The following is a 15,704-nucleotide window of genomic DNA, read 5'->3' on the forward strand; positions in this document are numbered from 1 at the left end:
CTTCAAGAGCTTCCGAGCCCGAGGGGCGAGGCGGCGGCGAAAGCCGCCGAGGACGGGGGTGAAGGCGCACGACATGTGCGTGCGCCTGAGGGGGGCGCCTTTAGCCCCCCTGAAACAAACAGCAGGCGCTGAATAAGCCGCCACGCGGCTTTTCAGCAGCCTGCTAGCGGCGGGCGAAGAGGCCGACCAAGAAACCGAGGCCGGCGAGCGCGAGGGCCGCCCACAGGGGGCCGTCGCTGACCCACAGCACCACCCCCGAGAGCAAGCAGAAACCTCCGAAGAGAGCGCCGTGCAGGCCGCCGATGGGGTTTTCCGGCGGCTGCCGGTTCTGAGCTTCGAGCAGCCGCATCGCTTCGCTCACCAAGGCCGGTGTTTTGATCATGGCGTCAAAGATCTCCGGCGCACTGCGCAAACCGGCCTCGACCAACCGCAAGGGGTTGAGCTGCTGCAGGAGCAAGGCCTGGATCGGCTGCTGGGAGACGGCGACGACATCGAACTCCGGCTCGAGGATGTGGCCGACGCCCTCGAAGGTCACCAGGGCCTTGGTCATCAAGACCATTTCGACCGGGAAGAACAGGCGGTGGCGGGCACCGCGCTCGACCGATTCGAGGATCAGCTGGCCGAGGGAGAAGTCGGCGAACTTGGCCGAGCGATGCCAGCGGCGACAGATCTCCGCCACCTCGCGACGAAAGGCCGCCGGGCGCGCTCCGACGCCGGCCTTGGCGGTGCTGGCGAGATAGCGCGCGGCGTTCTCGGCGTCGCCCATCACCAGGCAGTAGAAGTAGTAGAGCAGCGTGCGGCGCAGCTCGTCGTCGAAGCGTCCCACCATGCCGAGGTCGATGAAGCCGAGCTTGGGCCCGGGCAGGACGAGGAGGTTGCCGGGATGGAGGTCGGCGTGGAAAAAGCCGTCGCGGTAGATCATCCGGATGATCGCCGAAGCGCCGCGCTCGATCAGCCGGCGACGCTCGCCCTCGGCGAGGTTGCGGGCGCGCAGCGAGTCCGGCCGTTCGCCGGACAAGTACTCCATGGTGAGCAGGTTGGCCCCACTGGCGTGGCGATAGATCGCCGGAAACACGATGTCCGGCAGATCCGCGAAGTTGGCGGCGAAGATCTCGGCGTTGTCGGCCTCGAGGCGGAGATCGACCTCGCGCCGCGTATAGGCGACGAACTCGTCGATCATGCGCTTCGGCTGGTAGCGCGGAAAGAAGCCCTGGAGAATGCGAGCGAGCAGCCAAAGGAGCTTGGAATCGCGCTCCAGGGTTTCTCGAATGCCGGGCTTGACCACTTTGAGGATCACCGCCTGACCGTTCTTCAAGGTGCCGCGGTGGGTCTGCGCGATGGAGGCCGAGCCCAGCGGTTCCGGATCGATCCAGTCGAAGACCCGCTCGACGGGCTTGCCGAGATCGTTGCGAACGCGTTCGAGAAAGGCCTCGAAGGGCACCACCGGCAGGCGATCGAGCAGGTTCTTGAGCTCGTCCGTGACCGGGCGGGGCAGGATGTCGGAGCGCAGACTGAGAACCTGGCCGAGCTTGATGTAGGTCGGTCCGAGCATCTCGAGGCGTCGCCGGAGCTGCACCGGGAAGGGCAGAGGAATCAGCTTGGAAGCGGCGAACAGCGGGCGCAGCAGGATTGCGAGGAGCCACTCGAGGCGGTAGGCCAGGCCCGACTTGGCGCGTTCCGGTCGATCTCGGACCGAGGCCAGCAGGCGGCCATAGACCAGCCCCATCAGGTGGCGGCCGATGGTCAAGCAGCGTCGCGGCAGGCCTCCGGGGCGGCGCACTGGCTGCACCACGAAGTCTTCGAGAGCTGGCGGCGGGGAGTGCGGGGCAGGGTCGGCCATGATCGACTCGAAGCCATGCTACCGCAAGCCTTTGGACCGCTTCGACGCGGGCCGTCGGCGGCTTGCCCGAAGGTCCTCCGAAGGCCGTGATCGCGATATCATCGCGCCATGAGCAACGACACCCTCGAGCTGGCTCCGGAACGCAAGCTCCCGGACGGAGAAGGCGAGAAGAAGGGCTTCTGGAAGAAGCTCAAACGCGGTCTCCTGATGACCCATACGGAGATCCTCGACAAGATGAACGCCGCCCTCGAAGGGCGCGCGACGCTCGACGAGGACACCCTCGAATACCTCGAAGAAGCCCTGATCAGCGCCGACATCGGCGTCGAAACCTCTCTTGAGCTGGTCGAGCGCATCAAGGCCGACGTCAAGGCCCACCAGGGGGCCGATCTGTTGCGCCTGCGCGAGATGCTGGTCGACGAGATGTCCCTGCTGTTGCTCGATGCCGCCTTGCCGGCGGGACGCAAGCCGGCGGAGAGCAGGTCCGACGGGCCCCTGGTGACCCTGGTGATCGGCGTCAACGGCGTTGGCAAGACCACCTCCATCGCCAAGCTGGCGCGCCATGCCCAGGGGCGCGGAAAGAAGGTCTTGATGGCCGCCGGCGACACCTTTCGCGCCGCCGCCATCGAGCAGATCTCCCTGTGGGGGGAGCGCTTGGGTGTCGATGTCGTGCAGTCCCAGGCCGGGGCCGACCCGGCCTCGGTGGTGTTCGATTCCCTCAAGGCCGCCAAGGCCCGCGGCGTCGACGAAGTGCTGGTCGACACCGCCGGCCGGCTGCACACCAAGGAATATCTGATGAAGGAGCTCGGCAAGATCGGCCGTGTGATCGATCGTGAAGCCGAGGGCTGGCCGCGGCGTACGGTCCTGGTGCTCGACGCCACCACCGGCCAGAACGCCTTGTCGCAGGCCCGCACCTTCCGCGACGTGGTGCCGATCGATGGTGTGCTGCTCGCCAAGCTCGACGGCACCGCCAAGGGCGGCATGGCGGTGGCGGTGGCTCGCGAGCTCCGTCTACCGGTGCTCTACCTTGGGGTCGGTGAGACTCCGGACGACCTGGTGGAGTTTCGCCCCCGGGAGTTCGCCTCTGCCCTCCTCGGCTGAGTATCTGGACCGCGCCCTGCGGCTGGCGGCTCGCGGGCGCTATCGCACCTCCCCCAACCCGATGGTGGGAGCCGTTCTGGTGCGCCACGGCGAGGTGGTAGGGGAGGGCTACCACCGTCGCGTCGGTGGCCCCCATGCGGAGGTCGAAGCGCTGGCGCGGGCTGGCGACGAGGCCCGCGACAGCACCCTCTATGTCACCCTCGAGCCGTGCTCCCATCGCGGGCGCACGCCGCCCTGCAGCGACGCCGTGATCGCCGCCGGCGTGCGGCGGGTGGTGGCCTGTCACCGGGATCCGGACCGGCGGGTCGCGGGACGCGGTTTCGAGCGCCTGCGTGCCGCCGGGATCGCCGTCGAGATCGGCGAGCGGGCGGCGGCGGCGGTGCGTTTGAATCTCGCCTTCGTGACCTCGTGCCTGCTGGCGCGGCCGGCGGTGACCCTCAAGTGGGCGATGAGTCTCGACGGCAAGATCGCGACCGTCTCCGGAGACAGTCAGTGGATCTCGTCGCCGCCGTCGCGACGCTGGTCGCTCGACCTGCGGGAGAGCCATGACGCCATTCTGGTGGGCAGCGAGACGGCGCTGGCGGACGACCCTCGCCTGACCCGGCGGCTGGGTAAGGCCGACGGTCCCATTCTGCGCATCGTGCTCGATCGCAGGTTGCGCTTGCCGGCTGATCGGCGCATGCTGTCGGAGGCTGGCGAAGTGCTGATATACACTGCCGCCGAGGCGCCGGAGGAGCGGCGCGAGAGCCTCCGGCGAGCCGGGGCACGAGTCGTCGTTCTGGCCCGGCCCGAGGTGCCGGAGGTGCTGCGGGATCTCCATCGCCGGGGAGTTCGCAGCCTGCTCGTCGAAGGCGGCGGGGAGGTCGCCGCGGCGTTTCTCGAAGCCGGTCTCTACGATCGCGTGGCGGTGGCGGTGGCGCCGCTTCTGATCGGTGGCCGCAGCGCGCCGGGGCCCCTTGCCGGTGCCGGGATGGATCCGCTGTCGTCGGCGCCACGACTCGAAGACCTGACCATCCGCCAGCGCGGACCTGACCGCATCATCGAAGGATACCGAGCAGAATGTTTACCGGCCTTGTTGTCGAGCGTGGAATCGTAGCCGAGGCGCCGCAGCCCTCGGGACAGGGCGGCAAGCGCTTGGTGATCGCCCATAGCGCCGAGCTCGGTGCACGCCTCGACCTCGGCGCCAGCTTGGCGGTTTCCGGGGTCTGCCTGACCATCACCGCGCGCGACGGTGAGCGCTCGACCGTCGAGCTGGCTCCGGAGACCCTCGCCCGGACCAATCTCGATCGCCTCGCCGCCGGTTCGGCGGTCAACCTCGAGCCTGCCCTGCGCATGGGCGATGCCCTCGGCGGCCACTGGGTTCAGGGGCACGTCGATAGCTGGGTCGAGGTCATCGAACGACGCGATCTGACGGAGCACCGCTGGTTGACCTTCGCCCTGCCGGAATCGCAGGCGCCGTACCTGGTGGAGAAGGGATCGGTGACCCTCGACGGCGTCAGCCTGACCGTCGCGGCGGTCGGTGAGGGCGATTTCTCGGTGACCTTGATTCCTCACACCCTCGAGGTCACCACCCTCGGAGAATGTGTCGTCGGGAGCCGCCTCAATCTGGAGGTCGATGTGCTCGCCAAGTACATCGAGCGCGCGCTTCAGGTGCGCGGAGTCGGCTCGTGATGGCGGCGCCGCCGGCCATCCGGTGGCAGCCGACGCCGGTCGAGCCGAGCTCTTTCTGGGTGGCGTGGCGACCGGCGCGCTGGCCCTATCCGGCCACTCCCTGGAGCGACGTTTCGCTGGCCACCCTCGGCGTCACCGCGACGTCCCGCGATCCGGAGCTTGCGGCGCAGGAAGGGGAGGAGCTGCCTTCCCTGGTCTACTGTCCGCCAGTGGCGCCAGCCGCCGAGGAGCAGCGTTTCCGCTGGGCCGAAGAGCGCCTCGCCGCCGGCACGCGAGTTCTCTATCAGTGTCCGACCGGTGAAACGCCGCCGGCCGTACCGGCCGCGGCCGACGTGCTGTGGGATCCCCTGCCGGAGCTCCTCGCGGGCGAGGACATCCACTGGCCCGAGGTCTCCGCGGGATTGGCCGTTTGGCCCTTGGTCGCGGGCCTGAGCGCCGACCCTGAGCGCTGGCTGCCGGAGCTCGGTCGCCTTCGACGGGCAGGCTTCGAAACGGTTCAAGGGCTCGTCCTCGAGCTCGATCCGGGCCAGCGGCGGGTGGTCGCGGAAGCTCTCGGCGAGGGCGCCTTCGATGCCGTTTTCCATGGCGCCGTCGGCGATGAGCGAAGCTTTGCTCGGGCCGCGGCAGAGCATTCCCTGCAGCCATTCTGGCCGCGCCCCATCGCCGGCAGCGGTCGCGAGCTGGGCAATCGCCGGATCGCCGCCGCCCTCGCCCAGGTGGGCGATCTCTGGCTGCGCCTCGACCGGCAGACGATTCAGGGCCAGGCTTTTTTCCGGGCGGCTCGCTGGGCGGAGGAGGCCACTTACGACCTCACCGCTCTGATTCGAGAAGGTAATCTGGCGGTGTTGACGCCGCTCGACGAGGTCAGCCGGCGAGTGGCGGCGGAGACCGTGCTGCCAACCGCCGGCGGACTGCTCGAAGAGCTGTTGTCGACCTACCTCGAAACCTCCGTGACTGCGTCCGCGCCGGCGGTTTCGGCACCTGAAGAGGAGATCCGATGACTCCCGTAGCGCGCCCTCTGCTGCTCGGCCTACTCGGCTTGTTGCTCGCCGCCACCCTTGGCGCTCCGCTGGCCGCCTTTGAGGTCGATCCGACGATCTCGCGTCAGGCTTTCGAGGATTTCCACGACCGCCTGATCTTCGCCGCTTATCCCTATCCGCGCCACGCCGCGGCACCCCTTGGCCTGATCGGGTTCGAGATCTATGCCGATCTCAGCGTCGACCCCGACGGCGATGCCATCGAAGCGGCCCTCGACGACGATCTTCCGGGCGATCTGCTGTCGTTCGCTCGCGTCGGAGCACGCAAGGGCTTGCCGGGCGGCATCGACCTCGGGATCAGCTACGGTCGTGCCGCCGGCGGTGATCTCGAGCTGGTCTCGGCCGAGGTGCAGTGGGCGATTCTCGATGGGGGTGCCCTGTCTCCGGCTCTGTCACTGCGCCTGACCGGAACCCAGAGCCTCGACTCCGGGCCCTACGACCTCGACCTCTACGGCGCCGAGCTCCTGCTCAGCAAGGGATTCACGGTGGTGACCCCCTATGTCGGTGTCGGCTACTACTCCGGCGATGGCAGCCTCGAGCGCCTGGCCGGCGGCACCTTCGATCGCCGCCACGAGGCGACCTTTGCCTATGCCGGGGTCACCATCAACCTGCTGCTGCCGAAGCTCACCTTCGAGGTCGAGCAGGGGGAGGAGCTACAGGGCGCCGTGCGCCTCGCCTTCGGGTTCTAGCCCGACCTTCTCCCCAGTGCTCCGACGCCCCATCGACCTGCGCTCCGACACGGTGACGCAGCCCGACTCCGCGATGCGCCAGGTGATGGCGGCGGCGGAGGTCGGGGACGACGTCTATGGCGAGGATCCGACGGTGCGGCGCCTCGAACGAGAGGCCGCCGATCTCCTCGGCCATCAGGCCTCTCTGTTCCTGCCTTCGGGAACCATGGGAAACCAGATCGCGCTCCACCTCCACGGCCACCCCGGCGGCGAGGTGATCTGCGAGGCGAAGAGCCACATCGTCCTCTACGAGCTCGGCGCGATGGCCGCACTCTCCGGTCTGCTGCCATGCACCCTGGTGGCCGATCGCGGGCTGCTCACGGCGCCGCAGGTCGAAGGCGCCGTGGCGCCCGAAGTCGTCTACCGCTCGCGCACCGTGGCGGTGGTGATCGAGAACAGCCACAACATGGCGGGCGGCACCCTTTACGACCGTCCGCGCCGCGAAGCGATCCTCGCCGTGACGCGGCAGCGCGGCCTGCCGGTGCACCTCGATGGGGCGCGCCTGTTCAATGCCTCGGAGGCGCTCGGGGAATCGCCGGCAGACCTGGCGGCGGGCTTCGATTCGGTGATGGTGTCGCTGTCGAAGGGGCTGGGCGCGCCGGTGGGGTCACTCCTCGCCGGATCCGCTGCCCTGATCGAGGAGGCGCGGCGGGTGCGCAAGATGCTCGGCGGGGCGATGCGCCAGGCGGGAATCCTGGCCGCCGCCGGCCTTCTCGCCCTCGAGCGGGGGCCCGCCCGGCTGGCCGCCGACCATCGCAACGCCCGCACCCTGGCGGAGGGCCTGGCGGTCCGCGGCTGGACGGTCGATCCGTCGGCGGTGGCGACCAACATCGTGATCGCCGGTCCGCCCGATGGCGACGCCCTGGCCTTTTGCCGTCGGGCCGAGGCGAAGGGGGTCAAGGCGGTCGCCATCAGCCCCGGAGAGGTGCGCTTCGTCACCCATCACGACGTTTCGGAGCAGGACATCGGCGACGCCCTCGCTCGCCTCGCCGAGGCCTGACCGCCTTATCCGCTGCCCGTCCGTCGCCTACCAGCGCAGCGCGCCGGCCTGTTGGTACTCGGTGACTCGGCTCTCGAAGAAGTTCTTCTCCTTGCGCAGGTCGATGACTTCGGACATCCAGGGGAAGGGATTGTCCCCGGGAGGGTAGAGGGGTTCCATGCCGAGCTGCTGGGCGCGCCGATTGGTGATGAAGCGGACGTACTGCTCGCAGAGCTCGGCGGTCAGGCCGAGGAGCCCGTTGGGCATGGTGTCGCGAGCGTAGGCGAGCTCGAGCTCGCCGGCTTCGTAGAGCATGCCGCGCACGGGTTCCTCGAGCTCACCGTTCCACAGGCCCGGGTTCTCGGCGCGAATCTGATTGATCACGTCGACCCCGAAGTTCAGGTGCAGCGACTCGTCGCGCAGGATGTACTGATACTGCTCGGCGATGCCGACCATCTTGTTGGCCCGGCCGAGGGAGAGGATCTGGGCGAAGCCGGTATAGAACCAGATGCCTTCGAAGACGACGTAGAAGGCCACCAGGTCCCGCAGGAAAAGGCGATCCCGCTGCGGCGTACCGGTACGGAACTCGGGATCTTCGAGATGCCGCGTGTGGCCCAGAGCCCAGGCCGCCTTGTCGGTGATCGACGGCACTTCGCGGTACATGTTGAACAGCTCCCCTTCGTCGAGGGCGAGGCTCTCGCAAATGTACTGGAAGGTGTGGGTGTGAACCGCCTCTTCGAAGGCCTGGCGCAGGAGGTACTGGCGGCACTCCGGATTGGTCAGGTGACGGTAGACGGCGAGCACGATGTTGTTGGCCACCAGCGACTCGGAGGTGGCGAAGAAGCCGAGATTGCGCTTCACCATCAGACGCTCGTCGGCGGCCAGGCCGTCGGTCGATCGCCAGAGGGCGATGTCCCGCTGCATCGAGACCTCCGTCGGCATCCAGTGGTTGTTGCAGGCGGCGAGGTACTTCTCCCAGGCCCAGCGATACTTCAGGGGCAGGAGCTGGTTGACGTCGGCCCGGCTGTTGATCATCGCTTTGTCGTCGACCCGCACCCGGGCGCCGTTGCGCTCGAGGGTCGACAGGCCGGGACTGGCCGCGGGACTGGCCGCGGCGGGGTCGGGATCCGGGATCCGGCTCGGCGCTGCCGGGGTCCGGTGGCGAAGCTCCGGAGGTGGTGCCGTCGGGTTGCCGCCGCGGGCGAGGGGATCGTTCCAGTTCATGGCTTGGCTCTCCTGGAGGTGGTTACTGGCAGGCTTCGCATTCGGGGTCGTCGAGGGAGCAGGCGGCTGGCTCTGCGACGGCCACGGCGTTGAGCTGGCCGTCGGTCTTCCGCAAGGTGCTCTTCTCGACCTGGCTGGCACCTTCCGAGCGCAGGTAGTAGGTGGTTTTGAGACCCCGTACCCAGGCCAGCTTGTAGATGTTGTCGAGGAGCGGGCCGTCCGGGCGGGCGACATAGAGGTTGAGGGACTGCGACTGGTCGATCCACTTCTGGCGCCGCGAGGCGGCTTCGATCAGCCATCGACAGTCGATCTCGAAGGCGCCCGAATAGAGCTCCTTGAGCTCTGCCGGAATGCGCTCGATGGGCTGCACCGAGCCATCGTGGAATTTGAGGTCGCTGATCATCACCTCGTCCCACAGGCCGAGCTCCTTGAGGTCCCGCACCAGGTAGGGATTGATCACCGTGAACTCGCCCGAGAGGTTGGATTTCACGAACAGATTGCGGTAGAGCGGCTCGATGCTCTGGGAGACGCCGCAGATGTTCGAGATGGTCGCCGTCGGAGCGATCGCCATGGTGTTCGAGTTGCGCAGGCCGTGCTCGCGAATGCGCTGCCGCAACGGCTCCCAATCGAGGCTTGCGGAGCGATCTTGGTCGAGGAAGTCTCCGCGCGCCGTCGCCAGCCGCTCGATAGAGTCGATCGGCAGAATCCCCTGGCTCCACAGGGAGCCCCGGAAGCTCGGATAGGCGCCGCGCTCCGCGGCGAGATCGCAGGAGGCTTCGAGGGCGTAGTAGCTGACCAGCTCCATGCTGTGGTCGGCGAACTCCACCGCCTGCTGCGAGCCGTAGGCGATGCGCAGCTCGAAGAGGGCATCTTGAAAGCCCATCAGGCCGAGGCCGACGGGGCGGTGCCGACGGTTGGAGCGTTCGGCCTGGGGAATGGTGTAGTAGTTGTCGTCGATGACGTTGTCGAGCATCCGCATGGCGGTGCGCAGGGTGCTGGCGAGGGCCTGGCGATCGATCTCGCCGTCAGCGAGGTGGGCCGGCAGGTTGAGGGAGCCGAGGTTGCAGACCGCGACCTCGTCGTCGCTGGTGTTGAGGGTGATCTCGGTGCACAGATTGGAAGAGTGGACGACGCCGGCATGGCCCTGCGGCGAGCGCTCGTTGCAGGCATCCTTGAAGGTGATCCAGGGGTGGCCCGTTTCGAACAGGCGCGACAGCGCCCGGCGCCAGAGATCGACGGCGTCGACGCGGCGCCAGAGGCGCAGCTCACCACCCTCGGCGGCGGCCTCGTAGTGCTGATAGCGGCGCTCGAACTCGCGACCGTAGCAGTCGTGGAGGTCGGGCACTTCGTCGGGCGAGAAGAGAGTCCAGGAGCCGCCGGCGGCCACCCGCTTCATGAACAGGTCGGGAATCCACAGAGCGGTATGCATGTCGTGGGTGCGACGCCGCTCGTCGCCGGTATTGCGGCGCAGGTCGAGAAATTCCTCGACATCGGCGTGCCAGACCTCGAGGTAGGCACAGACCGCGCCGCGCCGCTTGCCGCCCTGGTTGACGGCGATGGCGGTGTCGTTGGCCACCTTGAGGAAGGGGATCACGCCCTGGGACTCTCCATTGGTGCCGCGGATGCGGGCGCCGAGGGCGCGCACCGGGCTCCAGTCGTTGCCCAACCCGCCGGCGTACTTGGAGAGCAAGGCGTTGTCGCGAATGCCGCTGTAGATCGCGCTCAGATCGTCCGGAATGGTGGTCAGGAAGCAGCTTGAGAGCTGCGGCCGCGGCGTGCCGGCATTGAACAGTGTCGGGGTCGAGCACATGAAGCGGAAGGACGACAGCAGCCGGTAGAACTCGATCGCGCGCTCCTGGCGGTGCTCTTCGGCGAGGGCCAGGCCCATCGCCACTCGCATGAAGAAGAACTGCGGCAGCTCGATGCGGGTGCCGTCGTGCTGAATGAAGTAGCGATCGTAGAGGGTCTGGAGGCCGAGGTACTGGAACTGCTGATCGCGCGCCGGGTCGAGGCCGGCGGCGAGCTCCGCCAGGTCGTAGGTCAAGAGCTCGGGAGCGAGATAACCCAAGGCCACGCCGCGCTGTACATAGGCGGGAAAGGCGTCGCGGTCGTCCCGCGAAGGCTGCCGCCCGAGAAAGCCGAACACCTCGCCGCGGAGACCTTCGAGCAGCAGTCGGGCGGCGACCTGAGAGTACTCGGGCTCCTGCTCGATCGAGGAGCGCGCCGCCAGCACCCGGGCCGATGCCAGCTCCGCCAAGCTGACGCCGTCGTAGAGATTGCGCCGGATCTCGGTCACCAGCTCGGCGGCGCGGGCTTCGGCGAGACCTTCGCAAGCGCGGGCGATCGGTGATTCGAGGTCATCCGCCGTCAGCTCCCGCAGGTCGCCACTTTCGAGCCGCACCCGGAGCGCTTCGCCGGCCGTCGGCGAGGAGCGCTGCTGAGCGCGCTGGTGGCGATAGAGGACGTAGGCCCGGGCAACCGCATGGTGGCCGCGCCGCATCAAGGCGAGCTCGACCTGATCCTGGATCTCTTCGATGTGGACCGCCCGGCGGCCGTTGCGGCGGTCGGTGAGCTCCGCCGTGACCTCGGCCGTCAGCTCGGCCACGGTGGCCTGGGATTCGGGAGATTCCAGGGCGGCGGCGTCGACCGCCAGAAAGGCCTTCGAGAGGGCGGTTCGGATGCGGGCGTCATCGAACGCCATGCGTTCGCCGTCGCGGCGCACGACTTCGAGCTCGGACGGGGTGGAGGCTACGGGAAGTTCGAGGGGACTGATCGTCATCGCGGCTCCTTGATCGCGAAGGAAATGGGCCTTCGCGACGCAGAGCCGGGGGGCCGGCGCCATGCACACACATGGCGGCAGACCACCTCACCTCGGACGCGAAGGTGAGTTGCGAAACCGGGTTGCCCCGGCTTCCGGCAGGTCTTCGGACTCGGGAGCTTCGGTGACGCGAGATCACCAGCCTACGATCACGGCTTCCCGGCTTTCGCCAGTGCCCGTCCCCGTGGGGACTCGTGATCTTCGTTCTCCCTGACCGCTGCGCGACAGTCCCGGATTCTCACCGGGTTCCCTGTTGCCTCCGCCTACTAGATCTAGTGGGCAGAACCGGAAGGGCTACAGCATAGGGTATTGGTCGGCCGATTCGCAACCGCCCTGCCGAGGCTTCCCGCGGTGACCGCCGTCGCGAACCAACGAACGCTTCCTGCGTATCGACAGAAAAGCTCGATGAAGGGAGTGACCGAATGCGCGCAAGAATCTCCACCCCAGCAGTCCTTCTCGCCACCGTTTGCTGCAGCGCTCTGGTCGCCGCCGAGCAATCGCCGGCCGCCTCGGCCTCTGCCGTCCGGCTCGAGTTTCCCCTCGGCGTCGCCGTGTTGGCCGACGGCGTCGTTCTGATCTCGGAGCGTGGCGGCCATCGGGTGCAGCGCTACGATCCCGCGACCGGCGAAGTGCGGGTGGTGGCGGGAACCGGCGAGAAGGGATTCTCGGGCGATGGCGGTCCGGCGACGGAGGCGCGCCTCGGCTGTCCCGACTCGATCGATGCGGATGCCGACGGCAATCTCTACATCGCCGACCGCTGCAATCATCGAATTCGCCGCGTCGATGCCGAGAGCGGCATCATCACCACCGTGGCCGGCAACGGCGAGCGGGCCGTTTCCGGGGACGGTCCGGCCCTCGAACGCAGTCTCTATGGACCCTATTTCGTCAATGCCGACAGCCCCGGCGAGGTCCTCTTCACGGACACCGACAGCCATCGGGTGCGTCGTCTCGACCTGGAGAGTGGCCGTCTCGAGACCTTGGCCGGCAGTGGCGAGGGTGGCTTCGCCGGCGACGGCGGCTCAGCCCTCGACGCCAGTCTCGCTCGCCCCCACGTCGCCCTGAGGGCCCGCAACGGTGACCTGATCATCGGCGACAGTTTCAATCAACGGATTCGGCGAGTCGATGGCACCAGCGGCGTCATCCGGACGATCGCTGGCCGCGGCGAGCGCGGATCGGCGAAGGATGGCGATCGGGCCCTCGACAGCCCGTTCGGCTATTTCGGGGGCATCCTCGAGGAGGAAAACGGCGATCTTTTGCTCACCGAATGGGTCAACGGCCGCCTGCTGCGGCTGGAGAAGAGCTCTGGGATTCTACGCGTGCTCGCCGGTGATGGCGGGGAGCCCAACGGCAAAGTCGACGGCGGCGATCTGCTCGGAGTTTCCTTCGGTTCCCTCGCCGACTTCTCGCGGGACGCTCGCGGTCGTCTGCTGGTGGTCGCTGCCGACACCGGTCGGCTGCACCGCATCGACCTGGAGAGTGGCCGGGTCGAAACTCTGATTTCGCCGCCAGACTGACTCGGTCGACAAGAACCGGACGTGCTGTGGGTCCGGCCCTGGGAGGGGCGCCGGAGCGCCCCTCGGATGGCACGATCCCTTACCGCGGTATCCGCGCCACCAGATCGATCTCGACCAGACCGCCCTTGGGGAGAGCGGCCACCTGGATGGTGGAGCGCGCTGGGCGATGGTCGCCGAGGGCGGTGCCGTAGAGCTCGTTGAGCTGCGGGAAATTGGCCATGTCGGTGACGAAAATGTTGGCCTTGACGATGTCCGAGAAGGTGCAGCCGGCGCTCGCCAGGACCTCCTTCAGGTTGGCCAACACCTGCCGGGCCTCGGCCTCGAAGCCGCCGTCGACCATCTCACCGGTCTGCGGATCGAGGGCGATCTGTCCGGAGGTGTAGAGCCAGCCATCGATTTCGACCGCCTGCGAGTAGGGGCCGATTGCCGCCGGGGCCCGCTGGGTGTGGTTGAACTGCATCAGGAGTCCCCCTGGTAGATGCCGATGAAGGGCAAATTGCGATAGTGCTCCGCGTAGTCGAGGCCGTAGCCGACCACGAAGACGTCGTCGACCTCGAAGCCGCGGTAGTCGATGGGCACCTCGACCTTGCGGGCCGGAGTCTTGTCGAGCAGGGCGCAGAGCTTGACGCTGCGCGCTCCCCGGAAGCGCAACAGGCCGAGAATCGTGGAGAGGGTGTAGCCGGTATCGACGATGTCTTCGATCAGCAACACGTCCCGGCCCCGGATCGAGAGATCGATGTCCTTCAGGATGCGAATCTCTCCCGGCTGGGTGCCATCGCGATAGCTGGAGGTTTGGAAGAAGTCGACGGCCACCGGAATCTGGCGAATTTCCTTGAGCAGGTCGACGAGGAAGAAGACGGATCCCTTCAGCACACCGACGCAGAGCAAATTGTCGTTACCGGCATAGTCGCGCTCGATCTCCGCCGCCAGCTCGCGCACGCGCGCTTGCAGGCGCTCCTCGGAAATCAGAACCTGCGGAGTCGGGTTCGGGTTTTGGCTAGCCATGGCTTAGAATGGAAAGCTCCCATGGTGGTCGATAACACAATGTCGGTGGAAGAGCTCGACGTTCTCCACCGGCGCTACGTCAACCTTTCCCAGCGATTCCGCGCGGCGTGGGTCTTCCACCAGTTCCTGCAGAGTCTCGCCAAGCTCTACTTCGAAGGTCTCGACGATCGCTATCCGGCGGAGTTTCAGAGCCTCTACGGCCGCCTGAAGGAGATTTCCCAAAGCCTCAACGCCTCCCAGGCTGGCGGGCTGGCGGGCCAGATGGACGTCGTCGAACGGCAGGTCGGGAGTCTCTCGGAAGCGCTGTTGGCGGAGGATAGCAGAGTCGACCCGTCGTTCCTGAGGCAGTTCTTCCTGCGCTTCCGGAACCACGACGACAAGATCCTCTTGCAGCTCGTGCGCTTCTATCTCTACGCCCATGACGGCGAAACCTGGGAGGCCGATCGCATCGACAAGATCGACTTCCTGCTCAGTCGCATGGGGGAGGAGACGGAAGACGGGACCCTGTCCGTCGGCCTCGGTGATCGCAGCCATCTGCGGCAGGTCTATCGCAATTTCCGCTCGCTGGTCGGCGGCCCGCCGGCGGAGCCGGAGCAGCTCGAGAAGCGCCGAGCCATGGTCCTCGACCTGGCCCGAGAGGTCCACGAGGTGGAAGACCTCGATGGTCTCAGCGAAGGGCGCATGGTCGAGCGCTATCGCACCCTCAAGCACAGCCTCGGACGGCTCTACTTCGAGCCCGACATGCTGCTCGCCGTGGTCGAGACCAATCTCGTCTTCAAGAACAAGGTGCGCGAGCTCTACAACCGCGAGGAACGGCGCATCTTCGACGAGTACCAGCAGATCTTCGATCTCGAGCGCCGGGTTTCCACGGACCGCGCCCTCGATGTCGATCTCGGTCGCCTGCGCGAGGAGATCGAGCGCTTCGAGAACCATCTCCAGCACGACGACCTGCGCCTCGACGACCTGGCCCACATCCGCAAGCGGGTACGCGCCTTGATTCCGCGTCTCAACGAGGCCCAGCCGGGCCATGACCTCGATGCCGTCGCCCTCGATCCCTTCCCTGCGGCCGAGGGCAGTGAAGATGAAACGTTGTCTCCTGCGGCTGTGGCGAGCACTCCGGCCTCCGCGGTGGGTGGTGGTGCGAGCGGTGCACCGCTGGTGGAGGAGCACTTCGGGCGCTTGATCGCCGCCCTCGACGGCACCACCCTGGGGGCTCCGCCGAAGGCCGTCAGCCTGACGCCGGACGTCTTCCAATATGGTCTCGAGCCGCGCGAGGTGATCGCCTACCGATCGCTGCTGCAGAGCGACCAGCTCGACAAGCCGGCCGGCGACTGGGACGGCGAGGTCGAGCGTTTCCTACTCGAGGCCGCCGCTCTGCGAGTTCGCATGGGGGAGGAGATGGAGACCCTGCGCGAGCTCCTCGACGATACCTTCGCCGATGGCTCGGAGGCGGTGTTCGGGGCGGCGCGCGACAGTCTGCGTCTGGCCGATAGCTTCCTCGGTCGCTTCGAGAACGTCACCCGCCAGCTCGTCCTCGATGGCCGTGGCGACGAAGCCCGCAGCCTGCAGGTGCTGCGGGTTCGGCTGATGGGCGATTACTCGGCCCTCTGGCTGCTGGTTTATAAGCAGGGGGGGTAGTCGTTCAGGGGGTATGTCGTTTCAGGGGGGCTAATGGAGTTGCCCCGATTTTGTGGACAGAAACCGTGCCTATGAGAATAGGCCTGGAGGAGTTCACAAAATGGTTGAGAAGCGTCGTCGTTTCAGTGAGGAGTTCAAGCGCGAGGCGGTTC

The 15,704-nt window shown here is 67.3% G+C and carries 13 protein-coding genes and 1 riboswitch; of the genes, 8 read left to right on the plus strand and 5 right to left on the minus strand.

From position 1 onward, the window contains the following. Positions 1-163: 163 nt before the first annotated feature. Positions 164-1,840, minus strand: coding sequence for an AarF/UbiB family protein (locus AAF604_23885; protein MEM7052726.1), 1,677 nt, complete (start codon positions 1,838-1,840; stop codon positions 164-166). A gap of 108 nt (positions 1,841-1,948) precedes the next feature. Here AAF604_23885 and ftsY point away from each other — a divergent pair, with 108 nt between their 5' ends. The 6 genes from ftsY to AAF604_23915 are packed head-to-tail and all read left to right on the plus strand — an operon-like array spanning position 1,949 to position 7,374. After that, positions 1,949-2,938, plus strand: a complete 990-nt coding sequence (gene ftsY, locus AAF604_23890) for a signal recognition particle-docking protein FtsY (protein MEM7052727.1) — start codon at positions 1,949-1,951, stop codon at positions 2,936-2,938. Continuing rightward, positions 2,874-4,034: a bifunctional diaminohydroxyphosphoribosylaminopyrimidine deaminase/5-amino-6-(5-phosphoribosylamino)uracil reductase RibD gene (gene ribD, locus AAF604_23895; GenBank protein ID MEM7052728.1), complete on the plus strand. Its 1,161-nt coding sequence runs from the start codon at positions 2,874-2,876 to the stop codon at positions 4,032-4,034. Before ftsY ends, ribD begins: the two co-directional genes overlap by 65 nt. Continuing rightward, the gene (locus AAF604_23900; GenBank protein ID MEM7052729.1) at positions 3,998-4,609 is read left to right on the plus strand and encodes a riboflavin synthase; all 612 of its coding nucleotides are present in this window, start codon (positions 3,998-4,000) and stop codon (positions 4,607-4,609) included. The genes ribD and AAF604_23900 overlap by 37 nt, the downstream gene beginning before the upstream one ends. Further along, complete coding sequence (locus AAF604_23905) at positions 4,609-5,610, plus strand: hypothetical protein (protein MEM7052730.1); 1,002 nt, start codon at positions 4,609-4,611, stop codon at positions 5,608-5,610. Before AAF604_23900 ends, AAF604_23905 begins: the two co-directional genes overlap by 1 nt. Continuing rightward, on the plus strand, positions 5,607-6,335 hold the full coding sequence (locus AAF604_23910) for a hypothetical protein (protein ID MEM7052731.1): 729 nt from the start codon (positions 5,607-5,609) through the stop codon (positions 6,333-6,335). The genes AAF604_23905 and AAF604_23910 overlap by 4 nt, the downstream gene beginning before the upstream one ends. A gap of 16 nt (positions 6,336-6,351) precedes the next feature. Further along, positions 6,352-7,374 carry a GntG family PLP-dependent aldolase gene (locus AAF604_23915; GenBank protein ID MEM7052732.1) on the plus strand — a complete coding sequence of 341 codons (1,023 nt, stop codon included), beginning with the start codon at positions 6,352-6,354 and terminating at the stop codon, positions 7,372-7,374. A 27-nt stretch (positions 7,375-7,401) separates the two neighbouring features. Here AAF604_23915 and AAF604_23920 read toward each other — a convergent pair whose 3' ends face one another. Continuing rightward, positions 7,402-8,577 carry a ribonucleotide-diphosphate reductase subunit beta gene (locus AAF604_23920; GenBank protein MEM7052733.1) on the minus strand — a complete coding sequence of 392 codons (1,176 nt, stop codon included), beginning with the start codon at positions 8,575-8,577 and terminating at the stop codon, positions 7,402-7,404. 22 nt (positions 8,578-8,599) lie between these two features. Next, positions 8,600-11,356 (minus strand): ribonucleoside-diphosphate reductase subunit alpha, encoded by a 2,757-nt coding sequence (locus AAF604_23925; GenBank protein ID MEM7052734.1) that lies wholly within the window; start codon positions 11,354-11,356, stop codon positions 8,600-8,602. 118 nt (positions 11,357-11,474) lie between these two features. Next, a riboswitch (cobalamin riboswitch) is annotated at positions 11,475-11,700 on the minus strand. A gap of 117 nt (positions 11,701-11,817) precedes the next feature. Here AAF604_23925 and AAF604_23930 point away from each other — a divergent pair. Further along, positions 11,818-12,909, plus strand: a complete 1,092-nt coding sequence (locus tag AAF604_23930) for a hypothetical protein (protein ID MEM7052735.1) — start codon at positions 11,818-11,820, stop codon at positions 12,907-12,909. A 79-nt stretch (positions 12,910-12,988) separates the two neighbouring features. Here the strand turns inward: AAF604_23930 and AAF604_23935 are convergent, their stop codons facing one another. Both AAF604_23935 and hpt read right to left on the minus strand, forming a co-directional pair. Beyond that, positions 12,989-13,369, minus strand: a complete 381-nt coding sequence (locus AAF604_23935; protein MEM7052736.1) for a RidA family protein — start codon at positions 13,367-13,369, stop codon at positions 12,989-12,991. Beyond that, positions 13,369-13,914: a hypoxanthine phosphoribosyltransferase gene (gene hpt, locus AAF604_23940; GenBank protein ID MEM7052737.1), complete on the minus strand. Its 546-nt coding sequence runs from the start codon at positions 13,912-13,914 to the stop codon at positions 13,369-13,371. Before hpt ends, AAF604_23935 begins: the two co-directional genes overlap by 1 nt. A 21-nt stretch (positions 13,915-13,935) precedes the next feature. Between hpt and AAF604_23945 the strand changes: the two genes are divergently transcribed. Beyond that, positions 13,936-15,552 (plus strand): hypothetical protein, encoded by a 1,617-nt coding sequence (locus AAF604_23945; protein MEM7052738.1) that lies wholly within the window; start codon positions 13,936-13,938, stop codon positions 15,550-15,552. The last annotated feature ends 152 nt before the right edge of the window (positions 15,553-15,704 follow it).

Source organism: Acidobacteriota bacterium, assembly GCA_039028635.1.
Lineage (GTDB): Bacteria > Acidobacteriota > Thermoanaerobaculia > Multivoradales > JBCCEF01 > JBCCEF01.

Coding starts and splice junctions, on each gene's coding strand:
- AAF604_23885 (MEM7052726.1), bottom strand. CDS start 1,840: ATGGCCGACCCTGCCCCGCACTCCCCGCCGCCAGCTCTCGAAGACTTC.
- ftsY (MEM7052727.1), top strand. CDS start 1,949: ATGAGCAACGACACCCTCGAGCTGGCTCCGGAACGCAAGCTCCCGGAC.
- AAF604_23900 (MEM7052729.1), top strand. CDS start 3,998: ATGTTTACCGGCCTTGTTGTCGAGCGTGGAATCGTAGCCGAGGCGCCG.
- AAF604_23905 (MEM7052730.1), top strand. CDS start 4,609: ATGGCGGCGCCGCCGGCCATCCGGTGGCAGCCGACGCCGGTCGAGCCG.
- AAF604_23910 (MEM7052731.1), top strand. CDS start 5,607: ATGACTCCCGTAGCGCGCCCTCTGCTGCTCGGCCTACTCGGCTTGTTG.
- AAF604_23920 (MEM7052733.1), bottom strand. CDS start 8,577: ATGAACTGGAACGATCCCCTCGCCCGCGGCGGCAACCCGACGGCACCA.
- AAF604_23925 (MEM7052734.1), bottom strand. CDS start 11,356: ATGACGATCAGTCCCCTCGAACTTCCCGTAGCCTCCACCCCGTCCGAG.
- AAF604_23930 (MEM7052735.1), top strand. CDS start 11,818: ATGCGCGCAAGAATCTCCACCCCAGCAGTCCTTCTCGCCACCGTTTGC.
- AAF604_23935 (MEM7052736.1), bottom strand. CDS start 13,369: ATGCAGTTCAACCACACCCAGCGGGCCCCGGCGGCAATCGGCCCCTAC.
- hpt (MEM7052737.1), bottom strand. CDS start 13,914: ATGGCTAGCCAAAACCCGAACCCGACTCCGCAGGTTCTGATTTCCGAG.
- AAF604_23945 (MEM7052738.1), top strand. CDS start 13,936: ATGGTGGTCGATAACACAATGTCGGTGGAAGAGCTCGACGTTCTCCAC.